Annotated in this window: 17 protein-coding genes and 1 pseudogene; 11 read left to right on the top strand and 7 right to left on the bottom strand. The window is 66.6% G+C overall.

The window, feature by feature from the left end; translation table 11 throughout:
• Positions 1 to 19: 19 nt before the first annotated feature.
• Positions 20 to 2119, top strand: a complete 2100-nt coding sequence (gene metG / locus C8C96_RS09765) for a methionine--tRNA ligase (protein ID WP_121942185.1) — start codon at positions 20 to 22, stop codon at positions 2117 to 2119.
• Positions 2120 to 2235: 116 nt separating this feature from the next.
• On the opposite strand, the gene C8C96_RS09760 is transcribed toward metG, so the two are convergent.
• From C8C96_RS09760 to C8C96_RS09750, 3 genes are all read right to left on the bottom strand, one after another.
• Positions 2236 to 4572, bottom strand: coding sequence for an integrin (locus C8C96_RS09760; RefSeq protein ID WP_121942184.1), 2337 nt, complete (start codon positions 4570 to 4572; stop codon positions 2236 to 2238).
• A gap of 251 nt (positions 4573 to 4823) precedes the next feature.
• Entirely contained in the window at positions 4824 to 5465 is a 642-nt protein-coding gene (locus C8C96_RS09755) for a YitT family protein (protein WP_121942183.1), read from the bottom strand.
• A gap of 154 nt (positions 5466 to 5619) precedes the next feature.
• On the bottom strand, positions 5620 to 6132 hold the full coding sequence (locus C8C96_RS09750; RefSeq protein ID WP_121942182.1) for an outer membrane protein assembly factor BamE: 513 nt from the start codon (positions 6130 to 6132) through the stop codon (positions 5620 to 5622).
• A gap of 76 nt (positions 6133 to 6208) precedes the next feature.
• Between C8C96_RS09750 and C8C96_RS09745 the strand changes: the two genes are divergently transcribed.
• From C8C96_RS09745 to C8C96_RS09700, 10 genes are all read left to right on the top strand, one after another.
• Positions 6209 to 6415 carry a DUF3460 family protein gene (locus C8C96_RS09745; protein ID WP_056058580.1) on the top strand — a complete coding sequence of 69 codons (207 nt, stop codon included), beginning with the start codon at positions 6209 to 6211 and terminating at the stop codon, positions 6413 to 6415.
• A 64-nt stretch (positions 6416 to 6479) separates the two neighbouring features.
• Entirely contained in the window at positions 6480 to 7343 is an 864-nt protein-coding gene (locus C8C96_RS09740; protein WP_199737458.1) for a ScpA family protein, read from the top strand.
• A 62-nt stretch (positions 7344 to 7405) separates the two neighbouring features.
• Entirely contained in the window at positions 7406 to 8995 is a 1590-nt protein-coding gene (gene nadB / locus C8C96_RS09735; RefSeq protein WP_121942181.1) for an L-aspartate oxidase, read from the top strand.
• Positions 8992 to 9627 (top strand): 7-carboxy-7-deazaguanine synthase, encoded by a 636-nt coding sequence (gene queE / locus C8C96_RS09730; RefSeq protein WP_056746775.1) that lies wholly within the window; start codon positions 8992 to 8994, stop codon positions 9625 to 9627. The genes nadB and queE overlap by 4 nt, the downstream gene beginning before the upstream one ends.
• 25 nt (positions 9628 to 9652) lie before the next feature.
• Positions 9653 to 10027, top strand: a complete 375-nt coding sequence (locus C8C96_RS09725; protein ID WP_121942180.1) for a 6-carboxytetrahydropterin synthase — start codon at positions 9653 to 9655, stop codon at positions 10025 to 10027.
• A gap of 67 nt (positions 10028 to 10094) precedes the next feature.
• A complete protein-coding gene (gene panD / locus C8C96_RS09720; protein WP_056058565.1) occupies positions 10095 to 10475 on the top strand; it encodes an aspartate 1-decarboxylase in 381 nt (126 codons plus the stop codon).
• A gap of 2 nt (positions 10476 to 10477) precedes the next feature.
• The gene (gene bioA, locus C8C96_RS09715) at positions 10478 to 11803 is read left to right on the top strand and encodes an adenosylmethionine--8-amino-7-oxononanoate transaminase (protein ID WP_121942179.1); all 1326 of its coding nucleotides are present in this window, start codon (positions 10478 to 10480) and stop codon (positions 11801 to 11803) included.
• On the top strand, positions 11803 to 12474 hold the full coding sequence (bioD, locus tag C8C96_RS09710; RefSeq protein WP_121942178.1) for a dethiobiotin synthase: 672 nt from the start codon (positions 11803 to 11805) through the stop codon (positions 12472 to 12474). Before bioA ends, bioD begins: the two co-directional genes overlap by 1 nt.
• Complete coding sequence (bioF, locus tag C8C96_RS09705) at positions 12471 to 13691, top strand: 8-amino-7-oxononanoate synthase (protein ID WP_121942177.1); 1221 nt, start codon at positions 12471 to 12473, stop codon at positions 13689 to 13691. The genes bioD and bioF overlap by 4 nt, the downstream gene beginning before the upstream one ends.
• A 76-nt stretch (positions 13692 to 13767) precedes the next feature.
• Positions 13768 to 14127 carry a 5-carboxymethyl-2-hydroxymuconate Delta-isomerase gene (locus C8C96_RS09700; RefSeq protein ID WP_110960097.1) on the top strand — a complete coding sequence of 120 codons (360 nt, stop codon included), beginning with the start codon at positions 13768 to 13770 and terminating at the stop codon, positions 14125 to 14127.
• A 21-nt stretch (positions 14128 to 14148) separates the two neighbouring features.
• Here the strand turns inward: C8C96_RS09700 and C8C96_RS09695 are convergent.
• The 4 genes and pseudogenes from C8C96_RS09695 to C8C96_RS09680 all read right to left on the bottom strand — a co-directional run.
• A pseudogene (locus C8C96_RS09695) lies at positions 14149 to 14435 on the bottom strand (SDR family oxidoreductase); the annotation flags it as partial.
• A gap of 195 nt (positions 14436 to 14630) precedes the next feature.
• Positions 14631 to 15380: a hypothetical protein gene (locus tag C8C96_RS09690; protein WP_121942176.1), complete on the bottom strand. Its 750-nt coding sequence runs from the start codon at positions 15378 to 15380 to the stop codon at positions 14631 to 14633.
• Positions 15381 to 15476: 96 nt separating this feature from the next.
• Positions 15477 to 15677 carry a hypothetical protein gene (locus C8C96_RS09685; RefSeq protein ID WP_056746779.1) on the bottom strand — a complete coding sequence of 67 codons (201 nt, stop codon included), beginning with the start codon at positions 15675 to 15677 and terminating at the stop codon, positions 15477 to 15479.
• Between the two features lie 440 nt (positions 15678 to 16117).
• On the bottom strand, positions 16118 to 17950 hold the full coding sequence (locus C8C96_RS09680; RefSeq protein WP_121942175.1) for a chorismate-binding protein: 1833 nt from the start codon (positions 17948 to 17950) through the stop codon (positions 16118 to 16120).
• Positions 17951 to 17969 lie beyond the last annotated feature (19 nt).

The following is a 17969-nucleotide window of genomic DNA, read 5'->3' as shown; positions in this document are numbered from 1 at the left end:
CCTGAGAAAGCCGCATTCCATGACGACCTCCGCCCGCAAACTCTTCGTTACCACCGCCCTGCCCTATGCCAACGGCAACTTCCACATCGGCCACATCATGGAATACATCCAGGCCGACATCTGGGTGCGGTACCAGCGCATGCAGGGCCACGCGGTGAACTTTGTGGGGGCCGACGACACCCACGGCGCGCCCATCATGATTGCCGCCGAGAAGGCCGGCAAGACGCCCCAGCAGTTCGTGGCCGACATTGCTGCCGGCCGCAAGCAGTACCTGGACGGCTTTCACATCAGCTTTGACAACTGGCACAGCACCGACGCGCCCGAAAACCACGAGCTGGCCCGCCAGATCTACCGCGACCTGCGCGACCGCGCCGACGGTGGTCTGATCGAGGTGCGCACCATCGAGCAGTTCTTCGACCCCGAGAAGAACATGTTCCTGCCCGACCGTTACATCAAGGGCGAATGCCCCAAGTGCCACGCCAAGGACCAGTACGGCGACAACTGCGAGGTGTGCGGCACGGTGTACGCGCCCACCGACCTCATCAACCCCTTCTCGGCCCTGTCGGGTGCCAAGCCCGAGCTGAAGAATTCGGAGCACTTCTTCTTCAAGCTGTCGGACCCACGCTGCGTGGAGTTTCTGGAGAACTGGACGCAGGACGGCAAGCTGCAGCCCGAGGTGGCCAACAAGATCAAGGAGTGGTTCACCGTCCGCACCAACCCCGACGGCACCACCAGCGAAGGCCTGGGCGACTGGGACATCAGCCGCGACGCGCCCTACTTCGGCATCGAGATCCCCGACGCGCCCGGCAAATACTTCTACGTGTGGCTGGACGCGCCCGTGGGCTACCTCGCGTCGCTGAAGAACCTGCTGGAAAAGCGCGGCGAAAGCTACGACGCCTACATGGCCGACCCGGCGATGGAGCAGTACCACTTCATTGGCAAGGACATCGTCACCTTCCACACCCTGTTCTGGCCCGCCATGCTGCACTTCAGCGGCCGCAAGACGCCCAACAACGTGTTTGTGCACGGCTTTTTGACCGTGAACAACGGCGAGAAGATGAGCAAGAGCCGGGGCACGGGCCTGGACCCGCTCAAGTACCTGAGCCTGAACATGAATGCCGAATGGCTGCGCTACTACCTGGCGGCCAAACTGAGCGCACGCAACGAAGACATCGACTTCAATGCCGAAGACTTCATGCTGCGGGTGAACAGCGATTTGATCGGCAAGTACGTGAACATTGCCAGCCGGGCGGCGGGCTTCTTGACCAAGCGCTTTGACGGCAAGCTGACCGACCAATTTGGCACCACGGGCGCAGCCCTGCTGGCCGAGGTGCGCGGTGCCAGCGACGCCATCGCGCAGATGTACGAAACGCGGGAATACAGCAAGGCCACGCGCGAGATCATGCTGCTGGCCGACAAGGTCAACGCATATGTGGACCAGAACAAGCCCTGGGATCTGGCCAAGGACGCTGCCAACAACGAGGCCCTGCACCAGGTGTGCTCGGTGCTGGTCAACGCCTTTGCCACGCTCACCCGCTACCTGGCCCCCGTGCTGCCGGGCCTGGCCCAGGCGGTGCAAGGCTTTGTGGGCGTGAACATGCAGCAGTGGAACGTGGCGGGCGACGTGCAGGCCATCCAGCCCTACCAGCACCTGATGCAGCGCGTCACCCCCGAGCAGCTTGAGGCCTTGTTTGAGGCCCCAGCGCAAGCAGAACAAGCGCCAGCAGCTACAGAAACCGTAGCAACCAACTCCCACCCTGGCGGCGAAGAACTCGCCCCCACCATCACCATCGACGACTTCACCAAGATCGACCTGCGCATTGCGCTGATCGTGAACTGTGAGCCGGTCGAAGGCTCCACCAAGCTGCTGCGCCTGACGCTGGACGTGGGCGAAGGCCGCACGCGCAACGTGTTCAGCGGCATTGCCAGCGCTTACAAGCCCGAAGACCTGGTGGGCAAGCACACCGTGATGGTGGCCAACCTCGCCCCGCGCAAGATGAAGTTTGGCGTGAGCGAAGGCATGGTGCTGGCCGCCAGCCATGGTGACGAAAAGGCCAACCCCGGCATCTACGTGCTCAACCCCTGGCCGGGCGCCACGCCCGGCATGCGGGTGCGGTAAGGCGTGCAACGCTCATAGACAAAGCAACCGTCAAGGATGCCGAGGGGTGCTGAGCCCCTCGCCATTCGCTGATAGCGGAAGGGGCGGCATGTTGACTGCCACCCTTCATCCAGTTTTCAGTACAGGTACACCGCGCCGGCGTTGGTGCTGCTTTCGTCCGACTGATTGCCGCCAATGCCAGTCGATCCACTGTCTTCGGTGGATGCCCCCACGGCCAGCGTAGTGCCGTCACCCGTTATCGCCACACGTCCACCAAACCGGTCCCCAGCGCCCGTATTGGGTGCCTTCAGGTAGGCTTGCTGCGCCCAGGTGCCCGCGCTGCGGCGAAACACCAGCACAGCGCCCGCATCCGCAGCGGCGGTGTTGGCCTGGTCGCCATTGAATCCGCGCGCATTGCTGTCGTCGCGGTATGACGGCACCACCAGCGTGTTGCCGTCGCTGGACATGGCCAAGTTGTTGCCAAACCGGTGGGGGGTGCGGGTGTTGGAGGCTTTCAAGTACGCCTGTGACTGCCAGACGCCACCTGCGCGAATGAACACAAACACCGCGCCAGAGTTGAGTGCCAGGGTGTTGCGCGGTGGCGGCACGACGAAGGTGCCTGTGTAGTTGCTGCTGTCTCCATCCATGCCAACCGCCAGCGTGTTGCCGTCGCCTGACAGGATGACCGACACACCGAAGCGGTCCTGCGCTTGGGGACTGGGGGCCTTCAGATAGGCCTGCTGCAACCATGCCCCCGCATTGCGCTGGAACACATAAGCCGCACCGGCATTGGTCAAGGTGTCGTCCGCAGGATCACTCGCCAGGGCGCTGCGCTCAAAGAACGCACCCACCGCCAGGGTGTCGCCCGCGCCAGACAGGCTGAGGTAGATGCCGAAGAAATCTCCCGCACCGGCGTTGGCGGCCTTGAGGTAGCTTTGCTGTGCCCAGCTGGTGCCCGTGCGGGCAAAGACGTAGGCGGCCCCAGACGCAGCATAGGCTGCATTGCCGTGTGTTCCGGTCAGGTCACCATCCTCGTTATAGGCCCCCACCGCCAGGGTGTTGCCGTCGTTCGAGAGGGCTACGAATGAACCGAAAAGATCGTCGGCATCTGCGTTGCTCGCCTTGATGAATGCCTGCTGCGACCAGACGGCGCCCGTGCGGGAATACACATAGACGGCGCCTGAGTTGCTGGCCAGGTTGTTGGTGGCGGGCATCGTCGCAAACGTGCCCTTCTGGTCGCCGCTCTCGCCATCCGCGCCGATGGCCAGCGTGTTGCCGTCGGCAGACAGCGCCACGGCATTGCCAAAATAATCGTTGGCCTCGCCGTTGGGGGCGGCAATGCGCGCCTGCTGCGACCACGTGGCGCCACTCTTCGTGAAGACGTACACCGCGCCGGTGTTGCCTCCCTCGCCATAGGCCCCCACGGCCAAGGTGGTGCCGTTGCTGGACAAGGCCACGCGGTTGCCAAAGCGGCCTTCGGCGGTGGTCGCCGACGCTTTGAAGTACCCAACGGCGCGCACCATGTCGGCCGCCACAGAAGTCGACGGGGCGCTGCAACCACCCGCATTGCAGGCCAGCACGGTGTAGGTGGCATTCAGCCGCAGGTGCAGCAGCACCGGTACTGCATAGGTCAGCCCTGTGGTGGCGGTGGACCCGATCTGCACGGGTGTCAGCGGGCCTGCGCCATCCGGGTCCTCGTACACCGTGTAGCTGGTTGCACCCGGCGCCGAAGTCCACGAAAAGATCAGCGCCTTCGTCCCGTAGCCAATGCCCAGGCCACCCGGCGCCGGAGGAGCTGGCGGCGGTGGGGGCGGTGGCGGAGGCGGCGTATAGATCGCGCTGCAAAGCACCCTCACCTGGGTGACCGGCGCCACGGCGACTCCGGTGCCAGCTTCGACCGTACAGGCCTGATCCACAGGCTGCGCATACACCGTGACCGCATAGGCGCTACCGTGAGGCACCGGCGATTCAAACCGGAAAGCGCCGTTGTCAGTCAGCAGCAAATCTGCAGCGCCGTTCAGCCGCAGCCTCAGCCCCCCCACCAGGCCCGTGACGGTCCCACCCACCACATAGGTGTTGGTGGTGCAGGTCACCAGGATGTTGGTGACCGGGCCCGTCACCACACCCGAGCCGTTTTCCACCACGCAGGTCTGCCCCACCGGCTGGGTGCGCACAACAATGTTGTAAGCCTGCCCCTGCGCAACGTTGGTGACGTAACTGCCGCTGGCCGTGATGCTCACTTCCTCACCCGTTCCGTTGGCGAGTACCAGGGTGCCCGTCAGCCCCGTCACCGTACCCCCCACCGGATGCTGCACCACGGCAGGCGGTGGTAGGGGAGGCGGTGGCTCGGCAGAGTCCCCACCACCGCCGCCGCAAGCTGCCAGGGCGCCTGCCATGACCAGAGGCAACGCCCATGCCGCACCGGCAAGCCTCGCACGCAGGGCCTCGGCCATGGCAGAAAAATTTCGATACATCAAGGGTTCTCCGGGTCTGTGAACTGCATGGACACTTCAACCCCTCGGGAGGCACGAATAGGTCCGGCTCCCTCGCGCGGGTGCAGGCGGGGTGCCTGGAACTCTATGGCGGGAGAACGCGCAAGCGCACCCCACTGAAGCAGGGTTGACGCAGAGAATGGAATGGCCCCGTAGCGTTTGGCGGGACTCAGAACCCCGGGGTCTTGTTCAACCGACGAGACTGTCAGCCACCGCGCTGGCGGCTGTCTCGCTCAATGGCCCACGTAGCGCCCTGGCCGGTGGCTGATCCACAAAAACCCGCTCATCACCAGCACCGCCAGCACCGAATACGCCACACGGTCTACCGGCACCACCCACAGTGCGAGCAGCACGACGGTGCCATCGATCATCATCTGCACCTTGCCCGCACGCATGCCGTAGCGGCCTTGTAGGTACAGCGACACCACGGTGGCGCCACCCAGGCTGGAGCGGTGGCGTGCCAGGAACAGGCAGCCCGTGCCCAGCAGCAGCCCGCCCAGCAACGAGGCGAACAGCGGGTTCAGGTAGTCCACATGCATCACGTGCGGGAACAGCTCGGTCAGCAGCGACAGCAGGCCCACGCAGACAAAGGTCTTGATCGTGAACTCGCGCCCCATGCGCGTCCAGGCAAACCAGTAGAACGGCAGGTTGACCACAAAGAACAGCTTGCCGAACGAGATGCCGGTGACGTAGTGCAGCAAGAACGCCGCGCCCGCCGTGCCGCCCACCAGCAGCCCCGCCTGGTTGAACAGCATGAGCGCCATGGCCACAAACAGGGTGCCCGCGAACAGGGCCTGGGCGTCTTCAAAGGTGCCATGGCGCAGGGCGGATAGCGGCGGTGCGGCGTCGTGGGCGGGGGGCTTGGTATCGGGCATGGGCGTTCAGCGATGGGGAGCGTGGCAAAGGCGCGGAGGCTTTCCGCCGGGGGAGTGCTGGGCACTTGGGGGCAGCCCGGCGCGCGTCCAGCGTTCAGTCTGCAAGATGAGAAGCAAGCAACGCGCCAGTGCGGGCCAGTGCGCGAAGGTGCCGCTACTTCCCGCCCTTGAACTCGGGCGCGTCCGTGTCCGCACCCGTCTGCGTGCGCAGCACAAACTGGTCGGGCCCATAGACCACCGTGAAGACCTTGGACTGGTTGGGGGCCTCCAGGTAGCGCCAGTCGGCCCAGGTCTCCTTTTTCAGCTCGTAGGGCGTGACCTTGGCGGGCTTGCCCAGCAGGCGGCGCACCTCGTCCATGCGCATGCCGGGCGACACACGCGCAAAGGTCTCGGGCGTCAGCACCTGGCGCAGCGCGGTCATGTGGCCGTCGGGGCCGATGGTGATCATGTAGTTGACCTGGCCGGCAGGCTGGCGGTTGTACTCGAAGGTGCGCGCGCCACCGGGCTCGTCCCACACGTTCTCGGGGGCGCCGAAGCGGTCGCGCACGTCGGCTTCGGTCGAAACGCCCTCCTTGAGTTCGCTGATGCGTTGCGGGTCGCAGGCGGCAAGCACCAGCAGGGAAAGGGTGGCGGCCGCCAGGGCAGCGGAGCGATATATCAAGCGCATAAATTCGTCCCGGTAAAATCTTGGACCTTCGGTGCATCACTGTGCCTGACGCGTTCCAAGAAAGAGTTCACAGTCCATGTCTATTTTCCGCCGCCCCGACTACCAATCCGACGCCACCCAGTTCATCAACCAGCTCAAGGCGAGCCGTCCCGAACTGGACCAGCAGCAACAAGCCGGCCGTGCCCTGCTGTGGGACAAGCAGGTGGACCGCAAGATCTGGGGCGAGTACCGCGACGCCCAGGTGGCCCAGAAGCCCTACGTGTACCAGACCAACGCCGATTGAGCATCTTTTTAGCCGCAAGCGCAGGTATTTATTGCGCTGATAGCTCCTGATTCAATAGCAAACCATGACCACTGCGAACGCAGCCGAAGCGGCAGACTCGCCCGGCGCGCCCTCGCTGGACGCGGCGGGTATGCCCGTGGTGGTGGACCAGGTGGCCTTGGCGCGCCTGTACGGCGAGCCGCTGTTTGCGCTGCCGCAGGACCTGTACATCCCGCCCGACGCGCTCGAGGTCTTCCTCGAAGCCTTTGAAGGCCCGCTGGATTTGCTGCTGTACCTGATCCGCAAGCAGAATTTCAACATCCTCGACATCCCCATGGTGGGGGTGACCAAGCAGTACCTGGCGTATGTGGACGAGATCCGCAGCCGCAACCTGGAACTGGCGGCCGAGTATTTGCTGATGGCCGCCATGCTGATCGAGATCAAGTCGCGCATGCTGCTGCCGCCCAAGAAGCAGGCAGAAGGCGAAGAACCCGAGGACCCACGCGCCGAGCTGGTGCGCCGCCTGCTCGAATACGAGCAGATGAAGATGGCCGCAGCCCGCCTGGGGCAGCTGCCGCAGTACGGCCGCGACTTCCTCAAAGCCCAGGTCTACATCGAACAAAGCCTGCAGCCGCGTTTTCCCGACGTGCATGTGGTGGAGCTGCAGGAGGCCTGGCGCGACATCCTCAAACGCGCCAAGCTGGTACAGCACCACCGCATCACGCGCGAGGAACTGAGCGTGCGCGAATACATGAGCATGGTGCTCAAGACCCTGCAGGGCCGGCGTTTTGTGGAGTTTGAAGAACTCTTCGAGCCCGAAAAAGGCAGCACCGTGCTGGTGGTGACCTTCATTGCACTGCTGGAGCTGGCCAAAGAGACGCTGATCGAGATCACGCAGGCCGAAGCGTTTGCGCCCATCTACGTGCGCCTGGCCTACACGCCGGCCTAGGGCCGCCTTCCACTGTTCACCGCCCTGGCCGGTGGCCGTGGCATTACCCCCTTCACACGCCCATGGCATCCCACGACTTCGACGTTCTCATCGTAGGCAGCGGCCTCGCCGGCCTCTCGGCCGCCCTGCACCTGGCGCCCACGCACCGCGTGGCCGTCATCACCAAGCGCACGCTGCAAGATGGATCGAGCGGCTGGGCCCAGGGCGGTATTGCCGCAGTGCTGGCCGACGACGACAGCTTTGCTGCCCACATCGAAGACACGCTGGTGGCCGGCGCAGGCCTGTGCGACCTGGCCACCACGCGCTTTGTGGTGGAGAACGCGCCCGCATCGATCGCCTGGCTGCGCCAGCTGGGCGTGCCCTTCACGCTCGAAGGCGACCAGTTGCACCTCACGCGCGAAGGCGGCCACAGCGCGCGCCGCATTGCCCACGTAACCGACGCCACCGGCGCGGCCGTGCAGCGCACACTGATCGACGTGGTGCGTGCCACGCCCGGCATCACGCTGTTCGAGCAGCACACGCTGGTGGACCTGATCACCACGCGCAAGCTGGGCTTGCCGGGCCACCGCTGCCTGGGGCTGTATGCGCTGGACAGCGACACCGACGAGGTCGTCACCTTCCGCGCCCCGCAAACCATCCTGGCCACGGGCGGCGCAGGCAAGGTGTACCTGTACACCACCAACCCCGACACCGCCACGGGCGACGGCATTGCCGCCGCCTGGCGCGCGGGCTGCCGCGTGGCGAACATGGAGTTCATCCAGTTCCACCCCACGGGCCTGTACCACCCGCACGAAAAATCCTTCCTCATCAGCGAGGCGGTGCGTGGCGAAGGTGGACAACTCAAGCTGCCCCCCTCTGCCGGCGGCACGCGCTTCATGCTCGACCACGACCCGCGCGCCGAACTGGCCCCGCGCGACGTGGTGGCCCGCGCCATCGACTTCGAGATGAAGAAACACGGGCTGGACTGCGTGCACCTCGACATCTCGCACCAGAGCCCCGCGTTTTTGCAGGAGCACTTCCCCAACATCCTGGCCCACTGCGCGTCGCTGGGCATCGACATCACGAAGGAGCCCATCCCGGTGGTGCCCACCGCCCACTTCACCTGTGGCGGCGTGCTGACCGACCTGGCGGGCCGCACCGACCTGCCCGGCCTGTACGCCGTGGGCGAGGTGGCCTGCACCGGCCTGCACGGCGCCAACCGCCTGGCCAGCAACTCGCTGCTCGAATGCATGGTGTTTGCACGCGCCGCCGCGCAGGCCATCGCCGCAGCGCCGACCACAGAACTGCCCACCGTGCCCGCCTGGGACGACAGCCGCGTGACCGATGCGGATGAATCCGTCGTCATCTCCCACAACTGGGACGAGCTGCGCCGCTTCATGTGGGACTACGTGGGCATCGTGCGCACCAACAAGCGCCTGGAGCGCGCCGCGCACCGCATTGCGATGCTGCAGGGCGAGATCCAGGAGTTCTACGCACACTTCCACGTCACGCGCGACCTGCTGGAGCTGCGCAACCTGGTGCAGGTGGCCGACCTCATCGTGAAAAGCGCCCAGCTGCGCCGCGAAAGCCGGGGCCTGCATTTCAGCCGCGACTACCCCGAGGTGGCAGCGCCTGCCGCCCCCACCCTTCTCGTACCACCGGTGGCCCGATGACCTACAGCGTCAAAGAAATTTTCTACACCCTGCAAGGCGAAGGCGGCCAGGCGGGCACACCCGCCGTGTTCTGCCGCTTTGCAGGCTGCAACCTCTGGACGGGCCGCGAGCAGGACCGCGCGCAGGCCATCTGCCAGTTCTGCGACACCGACTTTGTGGGCACCGATGGCACGCTGGGCGGCAAGTTCGAAACGGCCACAGCACTCGCAGAGCTGATCGCCGCCCAATGGCCTGCAGGCGCGGGCCACCGCCTGGTGGTGCTGACGGGTGGCGAGCCCCTGCTGCAGGTCGATGCAGCGCTGATCGACGCGCTGCACGCCCAGCAGTTCCGCATCGCCGTCGAAAGCAACGGCACGGTTGCCGCCCCCGAAGGCATCGACTGGCTGTGCATCAGCCCCAAGGCCGGTGCCCCGTGGGTGCAGCGCAGCGGGCAGGAGCTGAAACTGGTCTGGCCCCAGCCCGGCTTTGACCTGCAGGCGCTGGAGCAAGACACGCAGTTCACCCACCGCTTTCTGCAGCCCATGGACGGCCTGCTGCAGCGCCAGAACACTGCCGCCTGCATTGACGCCTGCCTGGCCCACCCTGCATGGCGATTGAGCCTGCAAACCCACAAGCTCACCGGCATCCGGTGACGCGGTTTTCTTTTCGGGTTTCCGTATGTTGTTCACCATCTCCCAGCGCTTTTTCTTCGACGCCGCCCACACCCTGCGCCGCGAGATCGAGGCCGAAGGCAGCCGCCGCGTACACGGCCACACCTACCATGCCGAAGTGTTCCTGACCGGCCCGCGCGACCCTGCCACCGCCATGGTGCTGGACCTGGGCCTGCTGCGCCAGGGCCTGGCCGTGGTGCGCGAGCAGCTGGACCACCACATGCTCGACGAAGTGCCCGGCCTGGGCACACCCACGCTGGAGAACCTGTGCCTGTTCATCGCCCAGGCGCTGCCCGCCGACCTGCGCGCCAGCCTGAGCCGCGTGCGCGTGTGGCGCGAGGCGCTGGGCGACAGCTGCGCGCTGGACTTTCCACAGCCCTGACCGGCCATGGCCCTGCCACCGGCAGGCCACCCCCCAAAAGTTCACAGACTTCACCCAAGGAAGCCCGATGTTCCGCACCCTGCTCAAATCCAAGATCCACCGCGTGGCCGTGACCCAGTGCGAGCTGCACTACGAAGGCTCCTGCGCCATCGACGAAGACCTGCTGGACGCCGCCAACATCGCAGAGAACGAGCAGATCCACATCTGGAACATCAACAACGGCGAGCGCTTTGTCACCTATGCCATCAAGGGCCAGCGCGGCAGCGGCATGATCTCGGTGAACGGCTCGGCCGCACGCCGTGCTGCAGTGGGCGATCTCATCATCATTGCGGCCTTCGCCCAGGTGCACGAAGACCAGGTGGCCGCGCACCAGCCGCAACTGGTGTTTGTGGACGACCACAACCGCCAGACGGAACTGCGCCACGCAGTGCCCACGCAGGCCCTGTAACGATGGCACCGACCCATGACGCTCTGGTGGCCCGCAGCCTGGCTGCCGTCTGGCACCCGTGCACCCAGATGAAGCGGCACGAGGCCCAGCCCCCCGTGGCGATTGCCCGCGCGCAGGGCCCGTGGCTCTACGGCACCGATGGGAAGCGCTACCTGGACGGCATCAGCTCCTGGTGGGTCAACCTGTTCGGCCACAGCCACCCGCATATCCAGGCCGCGCTGGTGGACCAACTGGGCCAGCTGGACCACGTGATGCTGGCGGGCTTTACCCATGCGCCCGTGGTGGAGCTGTCCGAGCGCCTGGCCGCCCTCACCGGTCTGGGCCATGCGTTCTACGGCAGCGACGGCGCAGCCGCCACCGAGATCGCTCTGAAGATGAGCGCACACTGCTGGCGCAACACCGGTCGCCCCGCCAAGAGCCGCTTTGTGGGTCTGGCCGGTGGCTACCACGGCGAAACCGTGGGCGCGCTGGCCGTGACCGACATTGCGATCTTTCGCGAAGCCTATGCCCCGCTGGTGCGCCTGGCCGACACCGTGCCCAGCCCTGACGCACGCGGTGCGGCACCGGGGGAGACCGCCCAGGACGTGGCCCGACGCGCAGCTGCCGCGCTGGAAGCATGGCTGCAGGAGCACCACACAACCACCGCCGCCTTCATCGTCGAGCCCCTAGTGCAATGCGCGGCCGGCATGGCGATGCACGACCCCGAATACCTGCGCCTGGCACGTGCGCTGTGCAGCCGCTACGAGGTGCACCTGGTGGTAGACGAAATCGCCGTGGGCTTTGGCCGCACGGGCACCATGTTCGCCCACCAGCAGGCCGGAATCCGGCCGGATTTCATTTGCCTGTCCAAAGGCCTCACGGGCGGCACACTGCCGCTGTCGGCCGTGCTCACCACCGATGCGGTGTACGCCGCGTTCTACGACGACGATGTGGCGCGGGGCTTTCTGCATTCGCACTCGTACACCGGCAACCCGCTGGCCTGCCGCGCAGCGCTGGCCACGCTGGAGTTGTTTGAACAGTTGGATGCGCTGAAAACCAACAAGGCACTGGCGCAGCGCATCGATGTGGCCTGTCCCCCCCTCACGCAGCACCCGCGTGTGCAGCATGCACGCCATCTTGGAATGATCTGGGCCTGGGATGTAGACACTACCCTGCCCGACTTTGCGCGCCGTTACCACCAGCACGCGATGGCACGCGGATTGGTACTGCGACCCATTGGCAAAACGCTGTACGCCATGCCGCCCTATGCGCTCGACGACGAGGCCGTCCAGTGCCTTGCCAGCGGCGCGCTTGATGCGCTGAACGCCACCCTGCAGGAGGAAAGTTGATGATGGGATGTTTTGTGACCGGCACCGACACCGGTGTCGGCAAGACGCTGGTGGCCGCCGGGCTGCTACACGCTCTGGCGCGCCACCACCGCCGCGTGGTGGGCATGAAGCCCGTGGCGGCTGGCCTGGTGCCCTGGGGGGACGACTGGGCCAGTGAAGACGCGATTGCGCTGCGCTCGGCCTCTACCCTGGCCGTGCCGCCATCGCTGGACAACCCCGTGCTGCTGCCCGACCCGCTCTCGCCCCACATCGCCGCGGCGCGGGCGGGTGTGCAGATCGACATCGCTGCCATCGTCGCCAGCTACCAAACGCTGGCCGCTCAGGCCGACGCCGTGGTGGTGGAAGGAGCAGGCGGCTTTCATGTGCCGCTCACCGATACGCTGACTGGCGCAGACCTTGCCCAAGCCCTGGCCTTGCCGGTGGTGCTGGTGGTGGGTTTGCGGCTGGGCTGCCTGAACCATGCGTTGCTGACCGCTGAGGCCATCCGTGCGCGGGGCCTCACGCTGGCGGGCTGGGTGGCCAACCGGGTGGACCCCGACATGGAGGCGATGGAGGACAACATTGCCTACCTGCGCACCCGGCTGGGTGCACCGCTGCTGGCCGATGTGCCGCACCAGGAGCTACCCGAACCCGGCAGCCTGGTGTTTGATTTGCCCAAGGACTGGCGATGACAAGCGCCACGGCACCACAAACGTCGTGGCTCGACGAGATCCCCGCGCGCCTGGCCGACATCGAACGCGCCCACCTGCTGCGCCGCCGCCGTGTGGTGCAGCCCGCCGGCGGTGCCCGCCTGCTGGTGGACGGCCAGCCCATGCTGGCCTTTTGCAGCAACGACTACCTGGGCCTGGCCGGCCACCCTGCGCTGGCCGAAGCCGCGCGCGAGGCCACACACCACTATGGCGTGGGCTCGGGCGGCTCGCCGCTGGTCAGCGGCCACAGCGCTGCCAACGATGCGCTGGAGCACGATCTGGCGGCCTATGTACAACTGCCCCGGGCCCTGTACTTCTACGCGGGCTATGCCACTAACACCGGCATCGTCCCCGCGCTGGTGGGTGACGGCGATGCGCTGTTCTCCGATGCACTCAACCACGCCTGCCTGATCGACGGTGCCCGCCTGTCGCGCGCCACCATCCACCGCTATCCCCACGCCGACCTGGCAGCGCTGGAAGCGCAGCTTGCCGCCAGCCCCGCTCGGCGCAAGCTGGTGATCAGCGATGCGGTGTTCAGCATGGACGGCGATCTCATCGACATCCCAGCCCTGCTCGCGCTGTGTGAGCGCTACGACGCGCTGTTGTTGCTGGACGATGCCCACGGCTTTGGCGTGCTGGGCCCCCAGGGGCGCGGCAGCCTGGCACAGGCGGGGCTGACGGGCCCCCACGCCTCGCGCCGCGTGCTGTACATGGCCACGCTGGGCAAGGCAGCGGGCGTGGCGGGCGCTTTTGTGGCCGGCGATGCAGCCCTCATCGAATGGCTGCTGCAAAAAACGCGCACCTACATCTTTGCCACCGCCGCGCCACCGCTGCTGGCGAGCGCACTGCGCCAAAGCCTGCAGCTCATGGAGGAAGCCGACGACCGGCGTGCAAATCTGGACGGACTCATCGCGCAACTGCGCCAAGGCCTGTCCACGCTGCCTGCATCGCTGGGCTGGCACCTGCTGCCGTCGCACACCCCCGTGCAGGCCCTGATCATCGGCAGCAACGAAGCGGCGCTGGCGGTGATGGAAGGCCTGCGCGCCAAAGGACTGTGGGTGCCTGCCATCCGCCCGCCCACCGTGCCAGCGGGCACGGCGCGGCTGCGCATTGCGCTGTCCGCCGCGCACACCACCGACGATGTGGCGCAACTGCTGACCGCGCTGCATGCGCTGGCGACACCGTTGGTGAGTCGTTGACAAGCCGCAGTACCATGCACAGCCCAGGCGCCCTGCCAATGCAGGCCCTCCCCAATCCTTCCAGCGAGACGATTCCATGCCCCACCTGACCATCGAATACTCGGCCAACCTGCCCCACTACCCCGAAGCCGAAACGTTGACGGCCCTGAACGCCGCCCTGTGCGCCCATCCCCAGGTGCAGGACGAGGCCGACCTGAAGACGCGCTTTATCGTGGCCGACAGCTTCGAGATCGGCATCGCGCCCGCCAACCGCGCCTTTGTGCACGCACAGCTACGCCTGCTGTCAGGCCGCACGCCCGAGGCCAAGAAGGAGCTGTCCGACCTCATTGCCGCGGTGCTGCGCGAGCGCACCCCCAAGCCCCAGGGCGTGATGGTGCAATTGAGCGTGGAGATCGTCGATATGGACCGGGGCTCGTACGCCAAAGAGCGGCTCTGACGCTGCGCTCCTGCCCCCGCCTCAGGCCCCGTCGCCTGCGTTGCCGGTGATGGGCTGCACGATGCCCGTGATGTAGCTGGAACAACACGGGGCCGCCAGGAACACGTCGGCGGGCGAGATCTCCTCGGGTTGCGCCGGGCGGTCCAGACGCGTTGTGACGCCAACCTTTTCCACTTCCTTGGCCAGGCGCTCCGCCGGGATCAGCGGTGCCCACACCAGCCCTGGCGCCACCGCTTTCACGCGGATTCCCCGGTCGGCCAGTTGTGCTCCAGCACCTGGGTAAAGGCATGGATCGCACCCTTGGTGGCCGGGAGCGAAGGGGACGGAGGCGGTCACAGCGGAATGTCTTTCTGCCGAGAGGCGCTCCAGGTCAACCGGAGCCAAAAAAAGGGGCGCCTGGGCTTCCAGGCCAGTGCGCCCACGGCGGTACGGACGGCGAGTTCAACGACCGGGTCGGGACAGTACACACTGCCCCGGCCCGGCCGCGTCAGTCGCAGCAACGGTCAGCTGGCATCCTTGGACTTGCCGGTATTGCCCTGGTTGCCGCCAGACGCAGTGCTGGATGCGCTCTGGGAGCCCGCGCCTTTTTGGTTCTGCTGGCCAGGCTGCTGCTGGCCCGAACTGCCGCTGGTGCGTGTGGATCGCCACTGGCTGAAGTCATCCGAGAACTTCTGGTAGCGCTCCTTGCGCCAGCTGTCGTAGTCGTCGTCCAGCATGCGCAGTTGCTCGTCGCGCCACTGCTGGTAGTCGGGATCGCGGTGGCCCCGGCTCTGCTGGGCGGGCGGTGCGTTGCGGGTGAAACCATAGGCGTTGCCGTAGCCACCCTGGCCGCGTTCATCATCGCGATAGGGCGAGGCAAAACGCCCTTCGTCATCGCGAAAGCCCTGGCTCTCGTACGGGGCGCCCCAGGCCTGGTGCTGACGGCCGGGGCCGTTGTCGTAGCCCGAGCGGCCCTGAGGCCCATACGCGCCAAAGCCCTCACGCCCGGTGCGTGGGTAGCCCTGCGATTCGCCACGGCTGCGGTTCAGGCCGTACTGGCCGTAACGTTCCTGGCCATAGCGTTCTTGCTCATAGCGGTCGCTGCGGTCATTGCGGTTCTCGAACTCCTGGCGGTAACCGCCAGGGCTGCTGCCGCGATGGTCTTCGCTGCCGTAGCCCTGGTGGTCACCGCGCTCGGTAAAGCGCATGTCGTCGGCATCGCGGCCCATGCCATGGCGGGAAAAGTTGCTGTCGTCGCTGTCTCGGTAGCCCATGGTGTTCTCCTTGCGGTCAATGGGAATATCAAAAATTGAAAGTGAATAGGAATGAAAGGGTGCGGCTGGCCACGTGCTGTTGTGGCCCGCCCGGTCTCAAGGCTGGCTCTTGTGCGAATCGCGGCTGCCTTGCTGCTTCTGGTCGCGGCCCTGCGCGTGTGTGTCGGCGTCATTGCGAGCGCCTTGCTGGCGGTGGGTGTTGCCGCCCGTGCTCTGCTCGGCCTGCTGCTGCCCGGCGGGCGACTGGCGCTGAGACGAAGGGATGTTGGGCTGGTTCTGCGGGTTGTTTTGAGACATGGTGGCTCCTGTCGAAGTGGTTGAACAAAGGGTGCACACAAAGCCTTCAAAGGCGTCTTGTGTGGGTTCATGTTCGAGGGGCACCGCAGCGCTTTTTGTAGGCCGTGTCCTATAGGCCTGTGGGCCAGGTGCGATGCGGTGTAAGCAAGCGCACAGCAGGTAGCGGGATGCAAAAGGGGGCATTTGTCAGACCGCAGCAACAGGCCTTGCCAGGCCGGTGCGGTCAGGCTGGGTGGGCGCCATGCAAGCGCCTATAGCCCGGGCAAGCAGCGTCACATCCTGATGCACAGGATGCGCGTTGGAACGCTCGGCCCGCTGACTGAACGACCACCGAAGGCAACACACCCACGGCCTGATCCATTGCGCTGAACGGCCCCTGCGGCGGCCGCCAAACACCTGGGGACGGGACGCCAACAGGGAGGTTGCGGGAGAAGGACTGGCTACGCGTCCAGCGTGGCGTCCAGCCAGCCGCGCAGGCTGTTGATGAACGCCCAGCCTTGCACGCGGGGGACGTCGGCCACGCGCAGCACGGCCTCCACCACGTGGCCGTCCTGCAGTGCCACGGCGCGGCCCACGCCGGGCAGCAGGCCGCAGGACAGAGGCGGCGTCACCCAGCGCCCATCGACGAGCGCGGCGATGTTGCCGAAGGTGCCTTCGGTGATCTCGCCCGCCTCGTTCCACAGCACCGTGTCGAACACGCCGGGGGTGGTGGGTGCAAACGCCGCGTAGTGCGCGCGCCGCGTGGTCTTGTAGCGCACAAACTCGCTGTGTGCGGCCGCAAAGGGGCGCGGCGCCAGTTGCAGGCGCACAGGCACTGCCGTGGTCTGCAGCGCAAAGGCCTCGGCGCGGGCGCTGCCATCCGCCGCCAGCAGCAGGCGCACCCGCCAGTCGCCATCGCGGTGTTGCAGGGCGGCAATCTGCAGCTCCTGACGCACCGCATGGGCGTTGAACACAAAGCCGAAATGCGCGGCCGCCTCGCCCATGCGGCGCACATGCTGGTCGGCGTGCACGAATTTGCCGTGGTGCAAGCCCAGGGTTTCGAGCACCTCGAACGGAGCGCTGGCCCGCTCGACAAAGGCGCGCTTGTGGTGCCACTCGGACCATTCGGCGCCCGCCCCGGCACCCGAGGTGATGCCGCTGCCAATGCCGCAGGTGGCTTTGGCAACGCCGGCGGAGGCCTCCGCACCCGCACCCGTACCCACGCCACGCAGCACCACGGTGCGGATGGGCACATTGAACGTGGCCGCCACCGGGTGCAGGCCGTCCGGCCCCGTTGCCCCGCCAGGCCGCACCACACCCACCGCGCCGCAATACACACCGCGCGGCGCGGGCTCCAGCGCGCGGATCATCTGCATGGCGCGCACCTTGGGCGCCCCCGTGACGGAGCCACAAGGGAACAGCGCCGCAAAAACCTCTGTCAGCGTGGTGCCGGGCCGCGTGCGCGCCGTCACGTCCGAGGTCATCTGCCACACCGTGGGCAAGGCCTGCGTGGCAAACAGCGCAGGCACCTGCACGCTGTGCGGCAGCGCAATGCGCGACATGTCGTTGCGCAGCAGGTCCACGATCATCACGTTCTCGGCACGCTCCTTGGGCGCCGTGCGCAGGTGCTCGGCCTGCTGCGCGTCCTGCTCGGGGGTGGCGCCGCGCGGGGCCGTGCCCTTCATCGGGCGGGCCAGCAGGGTGCCGCCTTCAGGCGCGTCCAGCCAGTCAAAAAACAGCTCGGGCGACACCGACAGCACCTGCTCGTCACCCGCCTGCAGGTAGGCGGCATAGCCCCCGGGCTGCGCGCGCAACAGTGCAGCAAACAGGGCCTGCGGCGAGCCCTGAAGCGTGCCGCGAAAGGGCGCGGTGTAGTTGACCTGGTACAGCTCGCCCGCCGCGATGGCCTGCTGGATCTGCGCCAGTGCGGCGTCAAACGCCTCGCGCTCGGGGCTGTCGTCCCACACTACCTGCGCTGGGGTTGCCGCTGCGGCCGCATCCGCCGCGTCGTCGGTCCCGGGCTGGGGCGCGTCGTACACGGCGAACCAGGCCAGCGGGCCGTCGGCCGCATGGGTCTGCAATGCGGCATCGAAGGCCGGGGCGGCCTCGTAGCGCACATGGCCCACGCACCAGCGTCCTTGCTGTGCGGCGGCAAACACGGCGTCGAGCACACCGCGCACCTCGTACAGTGCCTGGGCCACCAGCACCTCGCGTGGGGCCTCGAAACGGTGGCGCAGGCGCGCGGCGCCTGCGCTCAGCGGCTGGGTGAAGTCAATGTAGCAACTAGAAGTCAAAGCAGGCGGAGGCGCTAGT

Origin of the sequence: Acidovorax sp. 100, from assembly GCF_003688355.1 — a bacterium.
GTDB lineage: Bacteria > Pseudomonadota > Gammaproteobacteria > Burkholderiales > Burkholderiaceae_C > Acidovorax > Acidovorax delafieldii.
Note: the sequence above shows the minus strand (reverse complement) of the source record. Positions and strands in the feature narration are given on the sequence as shown.

What these genes read in the sequence shown, in the direction of transcription:
- C8C96_RS09725 (WP_121942180.1), top strand. Translation starts at nt 9,653, where the DNA reads ATGTTGTTCACCATCTCCCAGCGCTTTTTCTTCGACGCCGCCCACACC.
- C8C96_RS09760 (WP_121942184.1), bottom strand. Translation starts at nt 4,572, where the DNA reads ATGTATCGAAATTTTTCTGCCATGGCCGAGGCCCTGCGTGCGAGGCTT.
- C8C96_RS09745 (WP_056058580.1), top strand. Translation starts at nt 6,209, where the DNA reads ATGTCTATTTTCCGCCGCCCCGACTACCAATCCGACGCCACCCAGTTC.
- bioD (WP_121942178.1), top strand. Translation starts at nt 11,803, where the DNA reads ATGATGGGATGTTTTGTGACCGGCACCGACACCGGTGTCGGCAAGACG.
- C8C96_RS09690 (WP_121942176.1), bottom strand. Translation starts at nt 15,380, where the DNA reads ATGGGCTACCGAGACAGCGACGACAGCAACTTTTCCCGCCATGGCATG.
- C8C96_RS09700 (WP_110960097.1), top strand. Translation starts at nt 13,768, where the DNA reads ATGCCCCACCTGACCATCGAATACTCGGCCAACCTGCCCCACTACCCC.
- C8C96_RS09755 (WP_121942183.1), bottom strand. Translation starts at nt 5,465, where the DNA reads ATGCCCGATACCAAGCCCCCCGCCCACGACGCCGCACCGCCGCTATCC.
- C8C96_RS09685 (WP_056746779.1), bottom strand. Translation starts at nt 15,677, where the DNA reads ATGTCTCAAAACAACCCGCAGAACCAGCCCAACATCCCTTCGTCTCAG.
- panD (WP_056058565.1), top strand. Translation starts at nt 10,095, where the DNA reads ATGTTCCGCACCCTGCTCAAATCCAAGATCCACCGCGTGGCCGTGACC.
- bioF (WP_121942177.1), top strand. Translation starts at nt 12,471, where the DNA reads ATGACAAGCGCCACGGCACCACAAACGTCGTGGCTCGACGAGATCCCC.
- C8C96_RS09740 (WP_199737458.1), top strand. Translation starts at nt 6,480, where the DNA reads ATGACCACTGCGAACGCAGCCGAAGCGGCAGACTCGCCCGGCGCGCCC.
- nadB (WP_121942181.1), top strand. Translation starts at nt 7,406, where the DNA reads ATGGCATCCCACGACTTCGACGTTCTCATCGTAGGCAGCGGCCTCGCC.
- queE (WP_056746775.1), top strand. Translation starts at nt 8,992, where the DNA reads ATGACCTACAGCGTCAAAGAAATTTTCTACACCCTGCAAGGCGAAGGC.
- bioA (WP_121942179.1), top strand. Translation starts at nt 10,478, where the DNA reads ATGGCACCGACCCATGACGCTCTGGTGGCCCGCAGCCTGGCTGCCGTC.
- metG (WP_121942185.1), top strand. Translation starts at nt 20, where the DNA reads ATGACGACCTCCGCCCGCAAACTCTTCGTTACCACCGCCCTGCCCTAT.
- C8C96_RS09750 (WP_121942182.1), bottom strand. Translation starts at nt 6,132, where the DNA reads ATGCGCTTGATATATCGCTCCGCTGCCCTGGCGGCCGCCACCCTTTCC.